Origin of the sequence: Bradyrhizobium sp. 1, from assembly GCF_023073315.1 — a bacterium.
Classification (GTDB): domain Bacteria; phylum Pseudomonadota; class Alphaproteobacteria; order Rhizobiales; family Xanthobacteraceae; genus Bradyrhizobium.
This window is the reverse complement of record NZ_JADPJH010000014.1, coordinates 452,690-468,497: the sequence shown is the minus strand read 5'-3', so window position 1 is coordinate 468,497 and position 15,808 is coordinate 452,690. Positions and strand designations below refer to the sequence as shown.

General features: G+C 64.0%; 17 protein-coding genes and 1 tRNA gene. 10 read left to right on the top strand and 8 right to left on the bottom strand.

What is annotated here, in order from left to right; translation table 11 throughout:
• Positions 1-38 precede the first annotated feature (38 nt).
• On the bottom strand, positions 39-752 hold the full coding sequence (locus IVB29_RS10905) for a DNA helicase (RefSeq protein ID WP_247503381.1): 714 nt from the start codon (positions 750-752) through the stop codon (positions 39-41).
• 195 nt (positions 753-947) lie between these two features.
• On the bottom strand, positions 948-1,685 hold the full coding sequence (gene lipB, locus IVB29_RS10900; protein WP_247503380.1) for a lipoyl(octanoyl) transferase LipB: 738 nt from the start codon (positions 1,683-1,685) through the stop codon (positions 948-950).
• 81 nt (positions 1,686-1,766) lie between these two features.
• On the opposite strand from lipB, the gene IVB29_RS10895 reads away from it, so the two are divergent.
• The 3 genes from IVB29_RS10895 (at position 1,767) to IVB29_RS10885 (ending at position 3,763) form a co-directional block, all read left to right on the top strand.
• A complete protein-coding gene (locus IVB29_RS10895) occupies positions 1,767-2,009 on the top strand; it encodes a FliM/FliN family flagellar motor switch protein (RefSeq protein WP_008141759.1) in 243 nt (80 codons plus the stop codon).
• A gap of 172 nt (positions 2,010-2,181) precedes the next feature.
• Positions 2,182-2,266, top strand: a tRNA-Leu gene (locus IVB29_RS10890).
• Positions 2,267-2,587: 321 nt separating this feature from the next.
• Positions 2,588-3,763: a hypothetical protein gene (locus IVB29_RS10885; RefSeq protein ID WP_247503379.1), complete on the top strand. Its 1,176-nt coding sequence runs from the start codon at positions 2,588-2,590 to the stop codon at positions 3,761-3,763.
• Between the two features lie 45 nt (positions 3,764-3,808).
• Here the strand turns inward: IVB29_RS10885 and IVB29_RS10880 are convergent, their stop codons facing one another.
• From IVB29_RS10880 to IVB29_RS10870, 3 genes are all read right to left on the bottom strand, one after another.
• Positions 3,809-3,994 carry a hypothetical protein gene (locus tag IVB29_RS10880; protein WP_247503378.1) on the bottom strand — a complete coding sequence of 62 codons (186 nt, stop codon included), beginning with the start codon at positions 3,992-3,994 and terminating at the stop codon, positions 3,809-3,811.
• Positions 3,991-5,211 carry a zinc metallochaperone GTPase ZigA gene (gene zigA, locus IVB29_RS10875; protein ID WP_247503377.1) on the bottom strand — a complete coding sequence of 407 codons (1,221 nt, stop codon included), beginning with the start codon at positions 5,209-5,211 and terminating at the stop codon, positions 3,991-3,993. The genes IVB29_RS10880 and zigA overlap by 4 nt, the downstream gene beginning before the upstream one ends.
• 194 nt (positions 5,212-5,405) lie before the next feature.
• A complete protein-coding gene (locus IVB29_RS10870; RefSeq protein ID WP_247503376.1) occupies positions 5,406-6,344 on the bottom strand; it encodes a GlxA family transcriptional regulator in 939 nt (312 codons plus the stop codon).
• Between the two features lie 92 nt (positions 6,345-6,436).
• Here IVB29_RS10870 and IVB29_RS10865 point away from each other — a divergent pair, with 92 nt between their 5' ends.
• Positions 6,437-7,123, top strand: a complete 687-nt coding sequence (locus IVB29_RS10865) for a DJ-1/PfpI family protein (protein WP_247503375.1) — start codon at positions 6,437-6,439, stop codon at positions 7,121-7,123.
• 84 nt (positions 7,124-7,207) lie between these two features.
• Positions 7,208-8,476, top strand: a complete 1,269-nt coding sequence (locus tag IVB29_RS10860; protein WP_247503374.1) for an ABC transporter substrate-binding protein — start codon at positions 7,208-7,210, stop codon at positions 8,474-8,476.
• A gap of 22 nt (positions 8,477-8,498) precedes the next feature.
• On the opposite strand, the gene IVB29_RS10855 is transcribed toward IVB29_RS10860, so the two are convergent.
• Positions 8,499-8,756 (bottom strand): hypothetical protein, encoded by a 258-nt coding sequence (locus IVB29_RS10855; RefSeq protein WP_247503373.1) that lies wholly within the window; start codon positions 8,754-8,756, stop codon positions 8,499-8,501.
• A 288-nt stretch (positions 8,757-9,044) separates the two neighbouring features.
• On the opposite strand from IVB29_RS10855, the gene IVB29_RS10850 reads away from it, so the two are divergent.
• Positions 9,045-9,419, top strand: a complete 375-nt coding sequence (locus IVB29_RS10850) for a hypothetical protein (protein WP_247503372.1) — start codon at positions 9,045-9,047, stop codon at positions 9,417-9,419.
• Positions 9,420-9,423: 4 nt separating this feature from the next.
• On the opposite strand, the gene IVB29_RS10845 is transcribed toward IVB29_RS10850, so the two are convergent.
• Entirely contained in the window at positions 9,424-10,719 is a 1,296-nt protein-coding gene (locus tag IVB29_RS10845) for a polysaccharide deacetylase family protein (protein WP_247503371.1), read from the bottom strand.
• A 159-nt stretch (positions 10,720-10,878) separates the two neighbouring features.
• Positions 10,879-11,652, bottom strand: a complete 774-nt coding sequence (locus IVB29_RS10840) for a polysaccharide deacetylase family protein (RefSeq protein ID WP_247503534.1) — start codon at positions 11,650-11,652, stop codon at positions 10,879-10,881.
• A gap of 116 nt (positions 11,653-11,768) precedes the next feature.
• Between IVB29_RS10840 and mgtE the strand changes: the two genes are divergently transcribed.
• The 4 genes from mgtE (at position 11,769) to IVB29_RS10820 (ending at position 15,743) form a co-directional block, all read left to right on the top strand.
• Positions 11,769-13,190, top strand: coding sequence for a magnesium transporter (mgtE, locus tag IVB29_RS10835; RefSeq protein WP_247503370.1), 1,422 nt, complete (start codon positions 11,769-11,771; stop codon positions 13,188-13,190).
• A gap of 228 nt (positions 13,191-13,418) precedes the next feature.
• Positions 13,419-13,736, top strand: a complete 318-nt coding sequence (locus tag IVB29_RS10830) for a helix-turn-helix domain-containing protein (protein ID WP_247503369.1) — start codon at positions 13,419-13,421, stop codon at positions 13,734-13,736.
• A gap of 134 nt (positions 13,737-13,870) precedes the next feature.
• Positions 13,871-14,689, top strand: coding sequence for an aldo/keto reductase (locus tag IVB29_RS10825; protein WP_247503368.1), 819 nt, complete (start codon positions 13,871-13,873; stop codon positions 14,687-14,689).
• 49 nt (positions 14,690-14,738) lie between these two features.
• Positions 14,739-15,743 (top strand): hypothetical protein, encoded by a 1,005-nt coding sequence (locus IVB29_RS10820; protein WP_247503367.1) that lies wholly within the window; start codon positions 14,739-14,741, stop codon positions 15,741-15,743.
• The last annotated feature ends 65 nt before the right edge of the window (positions 15,744-15,808 follow it).

Here is a 15,808-nt window from a genome sequence, read left to right as displayed (position 1 = left end):
TAAGCCGCGGGTGAGCAATCTCACCCGCGGCCTGATCATCAGCTCGCCGCGCTGAACTGAACCTCGGCATTGTTCAGGAAACACGTCTTGTCGAACAGTTTTAGATCCAGCGGGTTTGGTAGCCTGACATTGCTGAGATCAGGACAGGCTTTCATCGACGGATCATAGGACCGGTCGATCTGCGAGATGAAGACCACGATCAGTCCCATGTCCCGTGCGAACGATTTCAGCGTGCGCACCTGAACGGTGAGATCAGGGTTTTCCCGCCTCTGGTCGAGCAGTTGCAGATAGTCGATCACCACGACCGTGCCGCGTGGCGCTGCGGCCATCTGCTTGACGACATAGTCGGCGCTGATCGCATCGGAGCAATCGACCTCGAACAGCTTGTCGAACTGCGCGGGATCTACGCCGATCGCGCGGAGGCGATCCAGAACGTCCCTCTCGGTGTATTCGAGCGAGAAGAACACGGCGCGATGGCCCGACTTCATGGCCTCCACGGCAAGTTCGAGGCTCATCAGCGTCTTGCCCTGGCCGGGGCGCGCCCCGACCAGCACGAGATCGCCCGGCTGGAATTGTGGGAACAGGCGATTGGCCGGCGTGGCCGCGCCAGCTTTCGCCGCGAGCATGCTCCAGGCGGAAAACCCTTCGCTCGCGGCAACGCGGTCAAGTGCTGTGTGGAGCGGAACGCCTTCCTCGCGCGACAAGCGTTTTGCTTTGCGCTTCAGATGATAGATGGGTGCGGACAACTTCATAGAGAACCTCCCATTGCGAGCTGAAACGCAATCCCTCCTTATGCCCAGTGCTCGAACAGTCGGTTCGATGATCAACTCGCCCGGCATGAGGTCTGCTTTCCCGGCGGAGGGGGGAGGCGTGGGCGGCACCGGAATCAAGCATAACCGATTCCGTGCGAGCGGAGAACGCGGGCAGTGCGTCTCCAACAGGAAACGCTAGACAGCCACTTCCGGTACCAACGCCTTGGTCGGCCCGAACAGCTCCTCGAAGGCTTGGCGCAGAGCGATATCGACGTCGGCCATGGCCACGAGCTGGCCGAGATCGACCAGTGACGTCACGCCGTAGCGGGGATCGGCGACGCCGCAGGGCACGATGCCGGCGAAATGCGAAAGCTCCGGCTCAACATTGATGGCGATGCCGTGGAACGAGACCCAGCGCTTCAGCCGCACCCCGATCGCGGCGATCTTGTCCTCGTGCTCGGGCCCCTTGTCGGGCCGCTTCACCCAGACGCCGACCCGGTCCTCGCGCCGCTCGCCGCGAACGTTGAAGGCGGCGAGCGTCTTCAGGATCAGCTCTTCCAGGCTCGCGACATAGGCCCGCACGTCAGGCCGGCGGCGCTTCAGGTCGAGCATGATATAGGCCACCCGCTGGCCGGGCCCGTGATAAGTCAGCTGCCCGCCGCGCCCGGTGGCAAAGGTCGGGAATTTGGGATCGAGAAGGTCGCTATCCTTGCCCGAGGTGCCGGAGGTGTAGAGCGGGGGGTGTTCGAGCAGCCAGACCAGCTCCGGAGCCTCGCCTGCCGCAATCGCCGCGACTCGCGCCTCCATGGCGGAAACCGCGTCCGGATAGGGCACGGGCGTGTCCGAAATCCGCCACTCCACGGGTTCGCCGCCAGCAGCGGAAAACGGCGTTAAATCCAGGTTTTGGCGAGGGTTTTGAGGCGAATTAACCATTGGCTAACCATAACGGGGTGATGATCGCAGGCGCAAATGCCGAGTGCATAGTCCTAGTCCCAAGTTGCGGCGGTCCTGACAGTGCCCACTCTCGATAAAGTCACCGTGGATCTCATGGTCGTCCTCGGGACGACCACCATGCCGATCCATCAAGTATTACGTCTTTCCCGCGGCGCCATCATCGAGCTGGACGCAACCGAGGCCGACGAGGTCAAGGTTTTGGCAAACAACCTGCCGGTCGCCTCCGGCGTCGTGCTGGTGGACCGCAATCGAATCGCGGTCGAGGTCAAGCAGATGCTGCCGCGCACGCAGGGGACGCGGTAGCGGCCTAACAGGGCTTCGGCACCCGATAGGGCCGATCCGGGCAGTGAATAGGGATTTTCCTTCCAAGCTTGTGGAATTCGGGGCCCTTGCAGGCTTGTATCCCTCTGATGGATTTGTTAGATCGGCGACCGCTGATCCGGCCAGCCTAACGACCTCAGGCCGGTATCTCCTTGCGCTCGTGGCGGAATTGGTAGACGCGCTGCCTTGAGGTGGCAGTGGGTAACACCGTGGGGGTTCGAGTCCCTCCGAGCGCACCATACGGCGGATTACGCCGTTTTGGCCGGGGTAGGGGCCTGTTTCGGCCGAAATCCACCTGCAGATCAAGTCGATGATCTGATCATCAAACATCAGGCGAAAGTGGCTGCATCGGACGAGATGCGTCTGAGCGAATCTGTTCAGCCAATCCGATTTGCCGAGATGATGTCGTTTTCGCCACGATCGAGCGACATCTTAATATTGCGTTCTTGTAAAATAACACGCTGTAATTGATAATCCCCGAGAGATGCGAATGATCGGTCGCTGGCTCCCGGGTCCGAGCACGGGCTGTCGGAGTCGGGCACCTTTGCAAGGAGGGCAGCATGACGCTCAAGCCGGGATTCCAATTCGCGGAGGCGCAACTTCTGCTCGAGATGGCGCAGCATGCCTATGCCGGCACGCCATCGCTGTCCGAAGCGGTGGCAACCTGCGGCGTGCCCCCCGTGCCCGATCCAAGTTCAAATTGGGCGATCCGCAAGGACCTCACCCCGACGAGTGCCACGCTGTTGGATAATTACTGGCAGGTCTGGCAGAACCAGAGTGACACCACCCAATACGCGATCGCAGTGCGCGGCACGGTCACAAGTGCGGCCAGCGTGTTGGCCGACTTGCTGTTCCCCCTGATCAACGCGCGCTTTGACGTGAAGCTCGATTCGATCTCGCTGCCGTTTTACCTCGCCCGCGATGAGGGTGACAGCGCGGTGAAAGCCGGTGTGCATTCGGGCTTCGCTCTGAGTTTGCTGCTCATGCTGTTCACCACCGATAGCCCATTGTTCGTGACTCTGGCGCTGCTCGCGGAGCAGGGCAACGACGTCTACCTCACCGGGCACAGCCAGGGTGCCTCGATCGCTACGCTGCTGACCTCGCTGGTCCGGCACTCGACGGATGTTTTTAAGGGGCCGGTCTACAAGACATATACCTTCGCGCCCGCCAAGGGCGGCAACGACCATTACGCATACGATTACGCGCGGCTTGCCGCGGTCGACGGATATGGCTGGGCGGTGACGTCGACGCAGGACTGGGTGCCGCAGGCGCCGTTTGCCCTGGAGTGGATATCAGACCTCAACACGCCAAATCCGCTGCGTGGATTCGGCGGCACTCCCAATCCCGAGGCATTGATCGCGCTCGGCAGCGTCATCACCGACGGTGAGAGCGCGGTCAATCGTGTTCGCGACGATGCGGTGAGGCGGCTCAAGCTGCGGGTCGAGAGTCTTTCCTTGAGACTGATGTCCGAGACGATCCATTTGAATGCCGCCGATCTCGGCGCGGCAAATGCCGCACCGATCACGGGATCAACGATCTCGGATGTGATCCAACAGATTCTCGACCAGCTTCAGGCCTCGCTAAACTATGCCGACGTCGGCGCGCTGCTGCCGCTATTCGCCAACCCGGGCGGCAACCCGACCGATGGGACGCCGGGATGCCAGACGCAGGACTATTTCTGGCAGCACCACCTCGGCAACTACCTGAAATACATGAAGCAGCAATATGGCGGCTGAGCCGACAATGACTGCGCGCGCCTTCCGAGCGCATCGCCTTCATCCCTATCGTTGTTTCGGCTGGATTTCGGTGAGTGCCTCGCACGGCGCCCGTTGGTCCAAGCGATCATCAGCTTGTCCGCCGGTCAAAGTGACCGGCGGGAAAATGCTGTCGTAGATCGCACGCGCCTCGCGGATGAGGCGCTCTCGCTCGAGTTCGGATTTCGGAACGAAGCGGACGATTTCGGTCATTGGTGGTCCGCCTGGGCGATCTGATCCGCGCGACGCCAGACCGGGAAGGGGTCTGCGAGCTTGGCCCATTCGGTGACGCTCATCGCAGGCTTTCCCGGGACGAGGCAGGCGTCCAGGCGGGCGCGGATCGCGTTTTCATCCATGCCGGTGCCGATGAACACGATCTCCTGGCGGCGATCGCCATAGATCTCGTTCGAGTTCGCGCGCAGCTGCTTGCGCCAGGACGGATCATCCGGCCATCGCTCTGCGGGCACGCTCGCCCACCAGAAGCCAAGGGCATCCGTGCGCGTGATCGAACCAGCCTGGCTGATCTCGCCAAGCCATTGCGGGCGCGTCGCCAGCCAGAAATGTCCCTTGGCGCGAATGACGCCCGGCCAGGGCTCCCTCACGAACTTGTCGAATTTCTCGGGATCGAACGGCCGGCGCGCGCGATAGACGAAGCTGGTGACGCCGTATTCTTGCGTCTCCGGCATATGGTCGGCAAAGCCGTAGAGCTCCCTGAACCAGAGCGGATGCGCTTGCGCCTTTTCGAAGTCGAACCGGCCGGTGTCGAGAATGCGATCGAAGGCGACCCGGCTGTGGTTGGCTTCGATCAGCTCCGCTTCCGGATTGAGCGCGCGGATGATTTTTCGCGCTGCTTCGCGTTGCGCCGGCGAGGCGTCGTCGACCTTGTTGAGAACGATCACGTCGGCAAATTCGATCTGCTCGACGAGCAGATCGACCAGCGTGCGCTTGTCGTTTGCCAGCGCTTCGCCGCGCTGCTCGAGAAAATCCGTCGACGAATAATCCCTGAGCAGGTTCACCGCGTCGACCACGGTGACCATGGTGTCGAGGCGTGCCACGTCGGAGAGGCTTTCGCCGTCCTCGGAACGGAAATCGAAGGTCGCTGCAACCGGCAGCGGTTCGGAGATGCCGGTGGATTCGATCAGGAGATAGTCGAGGCGGCCGTTCGCGGCGAGGGCGCGCACCTCTTTCAGGAGGTCGTCGCGCAGCGTGCAGCAGATGCAGCCGTTCGTCATCTCGACCAGCTTCTCGTCAGTCCGGGACAGGTTCGCACCGCCATCGCGGACCAGATCCGCATCGATGTTCACCTCGCTCATGTCGTTGACGATCACCGCCACCTTCAGGCCGTGCCGGTTGTTGAGGACGTGGTTCAGCAAAGTGGTCTTTCCAGCCCCGAGGAAGCCGGACAAGACGGTGACGGGGAGTTTGGGCATGGAGATCGAAGAGCCTTTTCAACGGGATAGGACGACGACGCTTGAGAGAGGGCATTGGGACTGGATATGTAATGTTATAACATTACATTCATTGTCGGCGCCGTCGTCAAGTCGTTTTGCGGGCTCAGCCGAAATTCACGCGAACATCTGGTTGCTTGACGTTACTCGCCCGCTGCGGAGCGATCGATTTCTGCTCACGCACTCCGTGCGGAGCGCCGTAGCGATTGCGGCGGCTGGCCGAAGGCGCGGATGAAGGCGCGGCGCATCCGCTCGGGGTCGCGAAAGCCGGTGGATTGCGCGACGCGTTCGATCGCCTCGCCCGAGGACTGCACGCGCTCGCGCGCCACCTCGACACGTAATCGCTCGACGGCCTTGGTCGGCGTCGAGCCGGTTTCGGCGATGAAGGAGCGCACGAAATGCCGCGCGCTCAATCCCGCGCGCTCGGCAAGCGCCTCGACCGTGAGCTGCGCGTCCAGATTTTCGCGCACCCAGGACAACAGGCCGCCGAAGCGGCCGTTCGGCGTCTTGATTTCGAGCAGGGTCGAGAACTGCGACTGCCCGCCGCCGCGGCGATGATAGAGAACGAGCTGCCGGGCGGTGGCTTGCGAGATCTCCTCGCCATGGTCCTCGGCAATCATGGCGAGTGCGAGATCGATCCCTGCCGTGATGCCAGCCGACGTCCAGACGTGACCATCCCGGGTGAAGATCTGGTCAGGCTCCAGCCTGATCTTCGGGTAGCGCCCGGTGAAGTCGCTTGTGCAGGACCAGTGTGTGGTTGCACAGCGGCCGTCCAGCAGTCCTGCCTCGGCGAGCAGATAGGCGCCGGAGCACACGCTGGCGATGCGCACGCCGCGCCGCGCCAGCCTTTGAATGAAAGCGATCGTCGTCCTGCAACGCGCGGCGGCCTCGACGCCTTCGCCTCCGGCCACGAACAGCGTCGTGACCCCGCTTGCCGATCGCAAGCCGCGGGCCAGCATCTCGGTGCCCGACGAACTGCGCACCGCGCCGGCTCTGGCCGCGACCGTGATCACGCGCGGCGCATGCGGCGCGTGACGTCTTGCGATCTCGAACACCGAGATCGGGCCCGCCGCGTCCAGCAACTGGAATTCGGGAAAGATCAGGAAGCCGATCATGGACGCGTCCAAAAATGAGGGAATTACGCCGTTTCCGATCTCAAGGCGAACATGACAGGCTGTCACCGTCAAGCACGATGTCGAGGTTGGTCATGTCGGGTCCGTTGCAAATCGGTCTTCTGGTTTTTCCCCGCGTCACCCAGCTCGATCTCACTGGTCCGGCGCAAGTCTTCTCCAGCCTGCCTGATGTGACTGTGCATCTGGTCTGGAAACGCATCGAACCCGTGCCAAGCGATTCCGTGATCATGCTGACGCCGACCATTACCTTCGCCGATTGCCCGCAGCTCGACGTGATCTGCGTTCCCGGCGGCTACGGCACCGACGAGCTGATGCTCGACGACGAGGTGCTGGCGTTCCTGCGCAGGCAGGAGAGGGGCGCGACTTATGTCACGTCGGTGTGCACCGGCTCGCTCGTGCTCGGCGCTGCCGGCCTCTTGCAGGGATATCGCGCGGCGACGCACTGGACGGCCGTCGATGCCTTGCCGTTCTTCGGCGCCTCGGTGTCGCGCGAGCGGGTCTGCATCGATCGCAACCGCATGACGGGCGGCGGCATCACGGCGGGCATCGATTTCGCGCTCACCCTGGTCTCGATGTTGAGGGGCCGGGCGGCTGCGGAGATGATCCAGCTCCGCATGGAATACAATCCCGCGCCACCGTTCGAGGCCGGCTCGCCGGATACGGCACCGGCTGCGATCGTCGCGGCGATGAAGGAGCGCGTCGCGCCGGCGCAGGCGCGGCGGCTGGAGTTCGTCAGGAAGGCCGTGGGTCAGCAGGGATAGCACCTGCGAAATCGGCGATCGGAATCGGGATCATTGGGGCAGGTCATCGCTGACATCCGTCGCGATGCTGGAATGGAGGGGGCAATGGCGCCTTGTCGTGTTCGGAAGTTGCAGTCATGGCGCGTCCCGCTCGCCCGGTTCACCTTCGGACTTGCCCTGACGCTGGGTTCGGTCGCGCTAGCGGAGCGTAGCGCGGCTGCCGACTTCTCTGGCGGTGTTATCAAGGTCGGCATCATCAACGATCAGTCCGGCCCATTGTCGGACAATTCCGGACCAGGCTCCGTCGTCGCCGCAAAGCTGGCCATTGAGGATTTTCAGAGGGCGACTCCTGGCATCAAGGTGGAGATCATCTTCGCCGACCATCAGAACAAGCCGGATATAGGTGCCCAAATTGTCCGCAAATGGTTCGACGTTGACGGCGTCGACATGGTCGCCGATGTCGGCAATTCGGCGGTGGCGCTCGCCATCCAGTCGATTGCGCGCGACAAGAACAAGATCGTCATCTATTCGGCGGTCGGCACCACCGAGATCGGCGGCAAGCAATGTTCGCGCACCGGGTTGATGTGGCTGCACGACAATTACAATCTCGTCTCCGGATCGGTTCGCAGGCTGGTGTCCCAGGGCTACGACAGCTGGTTCTTCATCGCGGCCGACTACGCGTTCGGACGCAACATGGTGGAGGTGTCCCAGCGTGTGCTTGCGGAAGGAAGCGCAAAGTCGCTTGGTGCCGTCTTTCATCCGCTCGGAAACGCCGATTACGGCTCGTTCCTGCTGCAAGCCCAGGCCTCGAAGGCCAAGGTCGTCGCCTTTGCCAATGCCGGTGAGCAGCTCGTGACCGTGATGAAGCAATGGCACGAGTTCGGAATGAACATGGGGTCTCAGAAGCCGGTCGCCGAGCTGATGTTCCTGACCGACGTGCACGCCATGGGCATCGAAACCGCCAAGGGACTGACGACCGTCACGGCCTGGTATTGGGCCCTCAACGATGAGACGCGCGCGTTCGGCCAGAGGTTCTACAAGCTCCACAAGGCCATGCCGACCGCGCCGCAGGCCGCCGTCTACTCCGCCGTGCTACACTATCTGAGAGCGGCAGCTGTGGCTGGAACGGACGAGACGGGCGCGGTGCTCGATAAAATGCGCGCGATGCCGGTGGACGATTTCTACGCGCGAGGCGCACGGCTGCGCGCCGACAACAAGCTCGTGCACGATTTCTATCTCGTCGAAGTCAAGAAGCCCGCGGAGATCAAGACCCCCTGGGACTATTACAACGTCGTCGAGAAGATACCCGCCGAAGACGCCTATCTTCCGCTCAGCCAGAGCGAGTGCCCGCTGCTCAAGCTGTCCGGAAACTAGCGTCGGGCGGAGGCGCGGCCCCTCAACCATATTCCTCGCCAATCCCGTATTCCTTGTAGATCTCCAGCGGATCGACATCCGGAAACAGGCGGCATTTGGCCTGGGCGAGGTGCAGGCTCACCGCCGCCGGCTCCTTGCCGTTCGCCAGCATCTTGCGGATGTCGTCCATATGCGCGTTCGGCCGGTGCTTGGGTTCGAGCTGCTCCAGCGCGACCAGCGCGGTCGCGAGCGCCTCGGTCAGAACCCAGTCGTCGTGGCCCGTGATTCCCTTCTTCGGCATCGGCAGACCCCAGATGTGGCGGCACCGGATAGTCTAGCGCGACTTCCGCCAAATCTCCATTGAGCCGTGGCGTACCGCGCGCGGAACGGGCCGGTCGGCGCGGTCCGGCTTGCATTATGGCCGCGCGTGGCTAAAAGGCGGCAATTGCGCGGACGATCGTATCTTTGTTGAAACAAAGTTGGCGTAGACGGGCCTTGCGCGGCGTTCAGCTCGGCTGTTCCGGCCCGTGGTCCGTATCCCTGAACTCTCGGAAGCCAAACGGTCGTACCGCTCAAGGCTGGAGCCAGCATGGTCTTTCTAAGCTTCGTCTACCGCTTCGTGACCAACTTCGCCTTCATGGCCATGGTCTATTTCAGCCTGAACTTCATGGAGAAATACCAGAACCGGGCGATCATCGCGATCCTGGTGCTGGTCTATGCCGGCATGCGCGCCGCCTCGACGCTGCGCGCATTCTACTTCTACCAGAAGATCGAGAGGCTGGAGGCCGAGACGAAGCGCTTGCAGGGCCCGATCAACGACGGCTCGGGCGGGACCAGCGCGCGCAAGCAGGTTGTGGCCGACGTGGCCCGGCTGCGCCGCGACGGCGAGCTGAAGTCCTATATGGACCTGTTCTTCCTGGCGCTGATCGTGCTGCTCTGCGTTGCCGCCATCATGCGGCAGTGACGGCTTAAGCGCGTTTCTTCACGCTGGTCGCGATCCGGGTCGGGCGGGGCGTTGTCCCCTTCTGTGCAGTACCGTTGGCCTGCGCGGCATGCTTCGGCGTGCCGTGTGCAGCGTGCGCGGTCCGGCCGACGCGTGACTTGCCCGCCCTGATGCTTCCAGACTTGCCCTTGCCCGCGCGGGGTGCCTCGGCCGCCATCGCCAGCCGCGTTGCGGCGCGCCGCGACAGGGTCGTCGACAGCAGCACCTCGATCGAGCCTTCCGGGATCGCAAAGAGATCGTGGCCGGGGACGGGCAGGGTGGCTGCGACATCCAACTGCCCCTTGGTCCGGCGCGGCAGCACCGGCTGATGCTCGGTCTGCGCATTGAGGTCGGCCAGCGAGGGCGCCGGCAGCGTCCTCGTCTGCGTGAACACGAAGTTCGGAACTGAAGGCCAGCGCGCGATCGGCGTCGTCTCGGTCGGCGGATGCAGCAGCCATTCCACCGCTGTCGTCGGCGTCGCCGGCAGGTCGGCGGTCGCTGGCACCACATGGACGATGCGATAGCCGCGCGCCTTGAGGTCGCGGATGATTTTTGGCAGCGCCGCAACGGTGCGCGGCTGGATGTCGTGCAGCAGCAAAATGCCCTTGCCCTTGGCCTCCAGCCGCTGCATCGCGAGCTGGTAGACGCGGTCGGACGACACATGGCGCCAGTCGTCGGCGGGGAAGTCGGCGCTCCAGACCTGGATGCCGCGCGAGATCAGAAGGTTCTCGACGGCGTCGGCGCGCATCAGGCCGGGAATGCGAAAGAACGGCGCGAGCTTGGACGGATCCGTCATTGCGGCCGATGTCCACTCGATGCCGCCATTGATCTGCGCCTCGGCCTTGTCGAGCGGCATCCGGTCCATTGTGAGCGGATGCGTCATGCTGTGGGTGCCGACGGTGTGGCCCGCGGCCACCAGCTTGCGCACGCCTTCCGGGTTCGCCTTGGCCTGTTCGCCGATGATGAAGAAGGTCGCCTTGATGCACTCGTCATCGAGCATCTTGAGGATCTGGTTCGAATATTTCGGCAGCGGACCGTCGTCGAAGGTCAGGACGACTTCATGGTCCTTCAGCGGCAGCGTCTCGCGATACTGCATGGTGCCGATGCGCGGATGCTCGTGCGGATCGACCACGAGGGTGCGGGAGGTCCCGAGCGCGTCAGGATGGCCGGGGCATTCGGCTGCGACGGCCGCCGGCGCACCGACGGTCAGAAACCCGAGGAATCCGCCGAGACAGAGGACGATCCACGATCGCGTCCGAAAAACAACGCTACTTCCGATCATGAACCCCGTCTGCCCTCTTACGCGATTGCCGCCATAGGTGGTCGGAGACGCACCGAAACGGTTCAGGTGCAATACCTTCCATCCTTGCATGGCGTATCATGAACAGATTGTTAACAGGGCCTAGGTCACCCCATTTTGCGCCGACGTGACATTCCGGCATCAGCGCGTATCGGCGTTCTTCTGTGACAGGCCCGCCGGGACCACGTGAACCACGCGAAATCCGTTCTCTTTCAGATATCGCAGGAAGGCCGGCATGATCGCGGCGGTGCGCGCCTTGGGGTCGTGGAAGAGGATGATACCCTTGCCCGCGGCGGCGAGGCGCTCGGTGACGAGCTTCAATTCCTGTTCCGGCGTCATCTCGTTCCAGTCGCTGGCCCAGAGATCTGCCCCGAACACGACGATGCCGCGCGACTGCAGCAGGTCGAGTTCGGCCTGCGTCGCCTCGAAATAGGGGAAGCGGAAAAACGGCGTCGAGGGTGTCGTCGTCGAGGTGCCCTTCAGCGCCATCTCGTCGGCGGCAATGCCGCGGTCGATCTCGGTCTTTGCCTTCTCGAACGGGATCCGCGCCATGAACGGATGTGACCAGGTGTGGTGGCCGATGGTGTGGCCCTCGCGCGCGATGCGCTTGACCATGTCGGGGTGCTCGGAGGCGTGCAGGCCGATCAGGAAGAAGGTCGCGCGCACGCATTCCTGTGCCAGCGCCGCCAGCACCTTCGACGTCGTCGGCGGATGCGGGCCGTCGTCGAAGGTCAGCACGACCTCGTGATCGGCCAGCGCCAGCGTCTGCGGAAAGCTCTTCAGGCCGACGCGCGGCGTGGTCTTGGCATCGACGCTCAGAATGCGCGAGGTGCCGAGCGCGTCCTTGCGTGGGCACTCGGCAGCATCCGTTGAGGCGATGCCGGAGAGGGCCGCGAGGACCGCAGCCAGCGACATCGAGGTCCATTTCCGCCGAAGCATCTTTGCCATTGCGCTCAGAGTTGCCTTGTGGGTATTGCCTGAACCATCAGCTCAGACCACTCGTTCCAACCTGTCAAACGGCGAGGCGCACCATGGATGAACATATGGACGGTGCCCCATCCGCTGCGGATTCGGTACTCGACCACGTGCCGATGCGCAATGAAGACGGCGATATCAGGCACGAATTCGTCGCGGAAATTGCCCATGCGATCGAGGCCGGCGACAGCGCCGCACTGCGCGCCTGCGTCGCCGAGCTGCACGAGGCCGATCTCGGCGATTTGATCGGCGCGCTCGAGCCCGATGACCGCGTCCGCCTGGTCGAGCTGACCGGGCGCGACTTCGACTTCTCCGCACTGAACGAAGTTGACGAGACCGTCCGCGACGACATCCTCGAGGAGTTGCCGCCGGAGACGGTCGCGGAAGGTGTCCGCGAGCTCGAATCCGACGACGCGGTCGAGCTGCTGGAAACCCTCGACGAGGCGGAGCAGGAGGAGATCCTCGAGAAGCTGCCCTTGAAGGAGCGCGTCGCGCTCGAACGCAGCCTGCTGTATCCGGAAAATTCCGCCGGCCGCCGGATGCAGACCGAGTTCATCGCGGTGCCGCAGGATTTCACCGTCGGGCAAGCGATCGACTACATGCGCGAGACGCCGGATCTGCCCGACCGTTTCTACGAGATTTATGTCGTCGACAAGGACCAGCATTGGCATGGCGCGGTCTCGCTCGACGTCCTGCTCCGCGCCCGCCGCCCGGTGGCGCTGGCCGAGCTGACCGACGAGGACCGCCGCCGCGTCTCCGTCCTGGAGGACCAGGAGGAGGTGGCGCGCATGTTCGGCAAGTACAATCTCGTCGCAGCACCGGTGCTCGACACCCAGGATCGCCTCGTCGGCGTCATCACCGTCGACGACGTTGTCGACGTCATCGAGGAGGAGGCGGACGAGGACCTCAAGGCGCTCGGCGGCGTCAACAGCGACGAAGAACTCTCCGATACCGTGTTCACCATCGCGCGTGCCCGGTTCAACTGGCTGCTGGTCAATCTCGCCACCGCCTTCCTGGCGTCCTCCGTGCTCGGCCTGTTCGAGGGCCAGCTCGAGAAGATGGTCGCGCTCGCCGTGCTGGCGCCGATCGTGGCGAGCCAGGGCGGCAATGCCGCGACCCAGACCATGACGGTCGCGGTGCGCGCGCTGGCGACCCGCGAGCTCGGCTCCTCCAACGCCTGGCGCGTGGTGATGCGCGAAGGCCTGGTCGGCCTCGTCAACGGGCTTGCCTTCGCCGTGATCACGGGCATCGCGGCAGTGGCCTGGTTCAAGATCCCGGGCCTCGGCATTGTCATCGGACTTGCAATCATCGTGAACCTCTTCGCCGGCGCGCTCGGCGGCATTTTGATCCCGATGGCGCTCGAACGTGTGAGGGCCGATCCGGCCGTGGCGTCAGGCACGTTCGTCACCACGGTGACGGATGTGGTCGGTTTCTTCTCGTTCCTCGGCATTGCGACGCTCTGGTTCGGATTGAGGTAAGGGGAGTCTGGAGCGTACGCTCTCTCGCTCGTGTCCCGGGCGCGCTGCGGCGCGTAGCGCTGCTGCGCAGAACCGGGACCCAGAAAGCGACGCGATACGTCGCCGCGAGATGGGCCCCGGCTCTGCAGCGCACCGCTGTAGAAGCGCTGCGCCGCGTCCGGGGCACGAGACCGCTATCTTTAATCCGAACTTAAGCGTGCTGCCGCATCATCACCCGGGCTTGGGGAAATGGACATGCGTGTGCGGCTGAAAGCGGACGGACGGATCGTCGAGTTGCGGGACGGGCAAGAGCTTCCGGTGCAGCCATTTCCGGTCCAGCCGGCGGCGAATATCGCGCCCGCCGACACCAGCTCTCATGCGGTACGCGATCTGCGCCGCCGTGCCTGCCTGACCCAGATGGAGTTCGCCGCAAAACTCGGCGTTCCCGTCGAGACCATCCGCAACTGGGAGCAGGGCAAGCGCGCCCCGCGAGGACCGGCCCGCGCACTGCTCGCCGTGATCGCGCACGCGCCCGACACTGTGTTCCAGGCGCTCGCAAAAGCCTGACGGCAAAACCTCGCGCGAACCTCCCGTTAGCATTGCCCTGAAGATCCGGCCTCGCGGCCGGCGGCTTGCGTTGGCAGCGTCGCGGGCGAGGTCCATAATGGCGTCCGGGGCTGCCGCAACAGAGGGGATTCCTCATGCTGTTCGTCGAGGCCACTGGTGCAAGGATCCCGGCGATCGGGCTCGGGACCTGGGAGCTGAGCGGGCGCACCTGCGCCCGCGTGGTCGAGCAGGCGCTGCGCCTCGGCTACCGCCACATCGACACCGCACAGGCCTACGACAATGAGCGCGAGGTCGGCGACGGCTTGCGCTCCTCCGGGGTGCGCCGTGACGATATCTTTCTGACGACAAAAGTCTGGACCAACCATTTCGCGCCTCACGACCTCGAACGCTCGGTCAAGGAAAGCCTGGCGCGCATGCGGCTTCCTTCCGTCGATCTCCTGCTGCTGCACTGGCCCAATTCGCACGTGCCGCTGGCGGAGACACTGGGTGCGCTGTCGCATGCCAAGCGCATGGGTCTGACCCGCCATATCGGCGTCTCCAACTTCACGGTGGCGCTGATCGAGCAAGCGGTCGCGCTGTCGCCGGAGCCGCTCGTCTGCAACCAGGTCGAGTACCATCCTTATCTTGACCAGACGAAGGTGAGGGCGGCCTGCGACCAGCACGGCCTCGCGCTGGTCGCCTACAGTCCGGTCGCCAAGGGCCGGATCAAGACCGACCCGACGCTCGCCGGGATCGGGCGAACCCATCGCAAGACGCCGGCCCAAATCTGCCTGCGCTGGCTTGTGCAACAGAATGTTGCTGCAATCCCGCGGACTTCGCGCGTCGAGCGCTTGTCGGAAAACATCGAGATCTTCGATTTCGAGTTGGCGGACGACGAGATGGCCCGGATCGCCGCGTTGGCCAATCCCAGGGGCCGCCTGACCGATTTCGGCTTCGCGCCAAAATGGGATTGAGGGGGGCCTCCGTTATGCTAGGACCAGCCCGGAAACCCAAAGTCAGGCGATGGAACTGCGGAAGATCATACGGACGGACCTTGCAGCGTCTGCGATCGCGCATCTGACGCTGGTGGGGCTGATCATCCTGATCAGCGAGGTCCATCCGTTCCACGCCGCGCCACCCGAGACTGTTGCGGTCGACATCGTCACGCCGGAGCAGGTGAAGGAGCAGGAGACGAAGGCGGAGGAGGCCGCAAAGGAGAAGGCGCCGGAGCCCACGCCAACCCCGACCCCCGAGCTGCGACTGCCGAAGCTGGATGTCACCGACAAGGACAAGGCGGAGGCAGCACCGAAGCCGGCCGCCAAACCGCAGGCCTCGCCACAATCATCGCAGCAGAAATCCTCCCCCGAACCGCAGCAGCCGGCGCAGCAGAAACAGCCGCAGCCGCAACCCTCACAAGCGCCGAAGCAGCGCGAGGCTACCGCTCAGCAACCGCAAGCTCAGCAGCCTCAGCCTTCGCAGCCCCAGCCGCAGCCATCGCAATTGCCGCCGCAACAGCCGCTGCCGCAGTCGCAGGCTCAGCCGGCGCCGCAGTCGTCACCGGCGCCGCCGGAGCCGCAGGCGGCTCCCCCGGTCTATCAGGCGCCCGAACCCGACGTCACCGTCAAATACGGCGTCATGCTGGGCCTACCGCCCGAATTGCCGCCCGAGCCGAAAGACGCGCCGAAGGATGACGGTGGCGACGCCAAGGATTCGATCGGAGCCAAGCTGCCGCCTGAGGTCGTCGCCGAGCTTCGCCGGCACTTGCGGAGCTGTTCGAAACTGCCGGCCGGTGTTGCGCCGACCGATGCCGTGCGCGTCAAGCTGCGCGCGGTGCTCGCCACCGACGGCACGCTGGCGCGCGAGCCGATCCTGATCGAAGCGCCGCCGTCTGCGAAGGGCGTGGCCATCGTGAAGTCCGCGATGAGCGCGCTCCAGGCCTGCCAGCCCTACAAGATGCTGCCGGTGGACAAGTACGAGGAATGGAAGGTGCTGGACCTGCCGTTCAGTCCGCGGGATTTCGGCGGGTAGCGCCGGGCTACAACAGCTTGCGTCGCCCGACGGGCAAAACACCCGCCGGGCTGTCAATCCGCGCG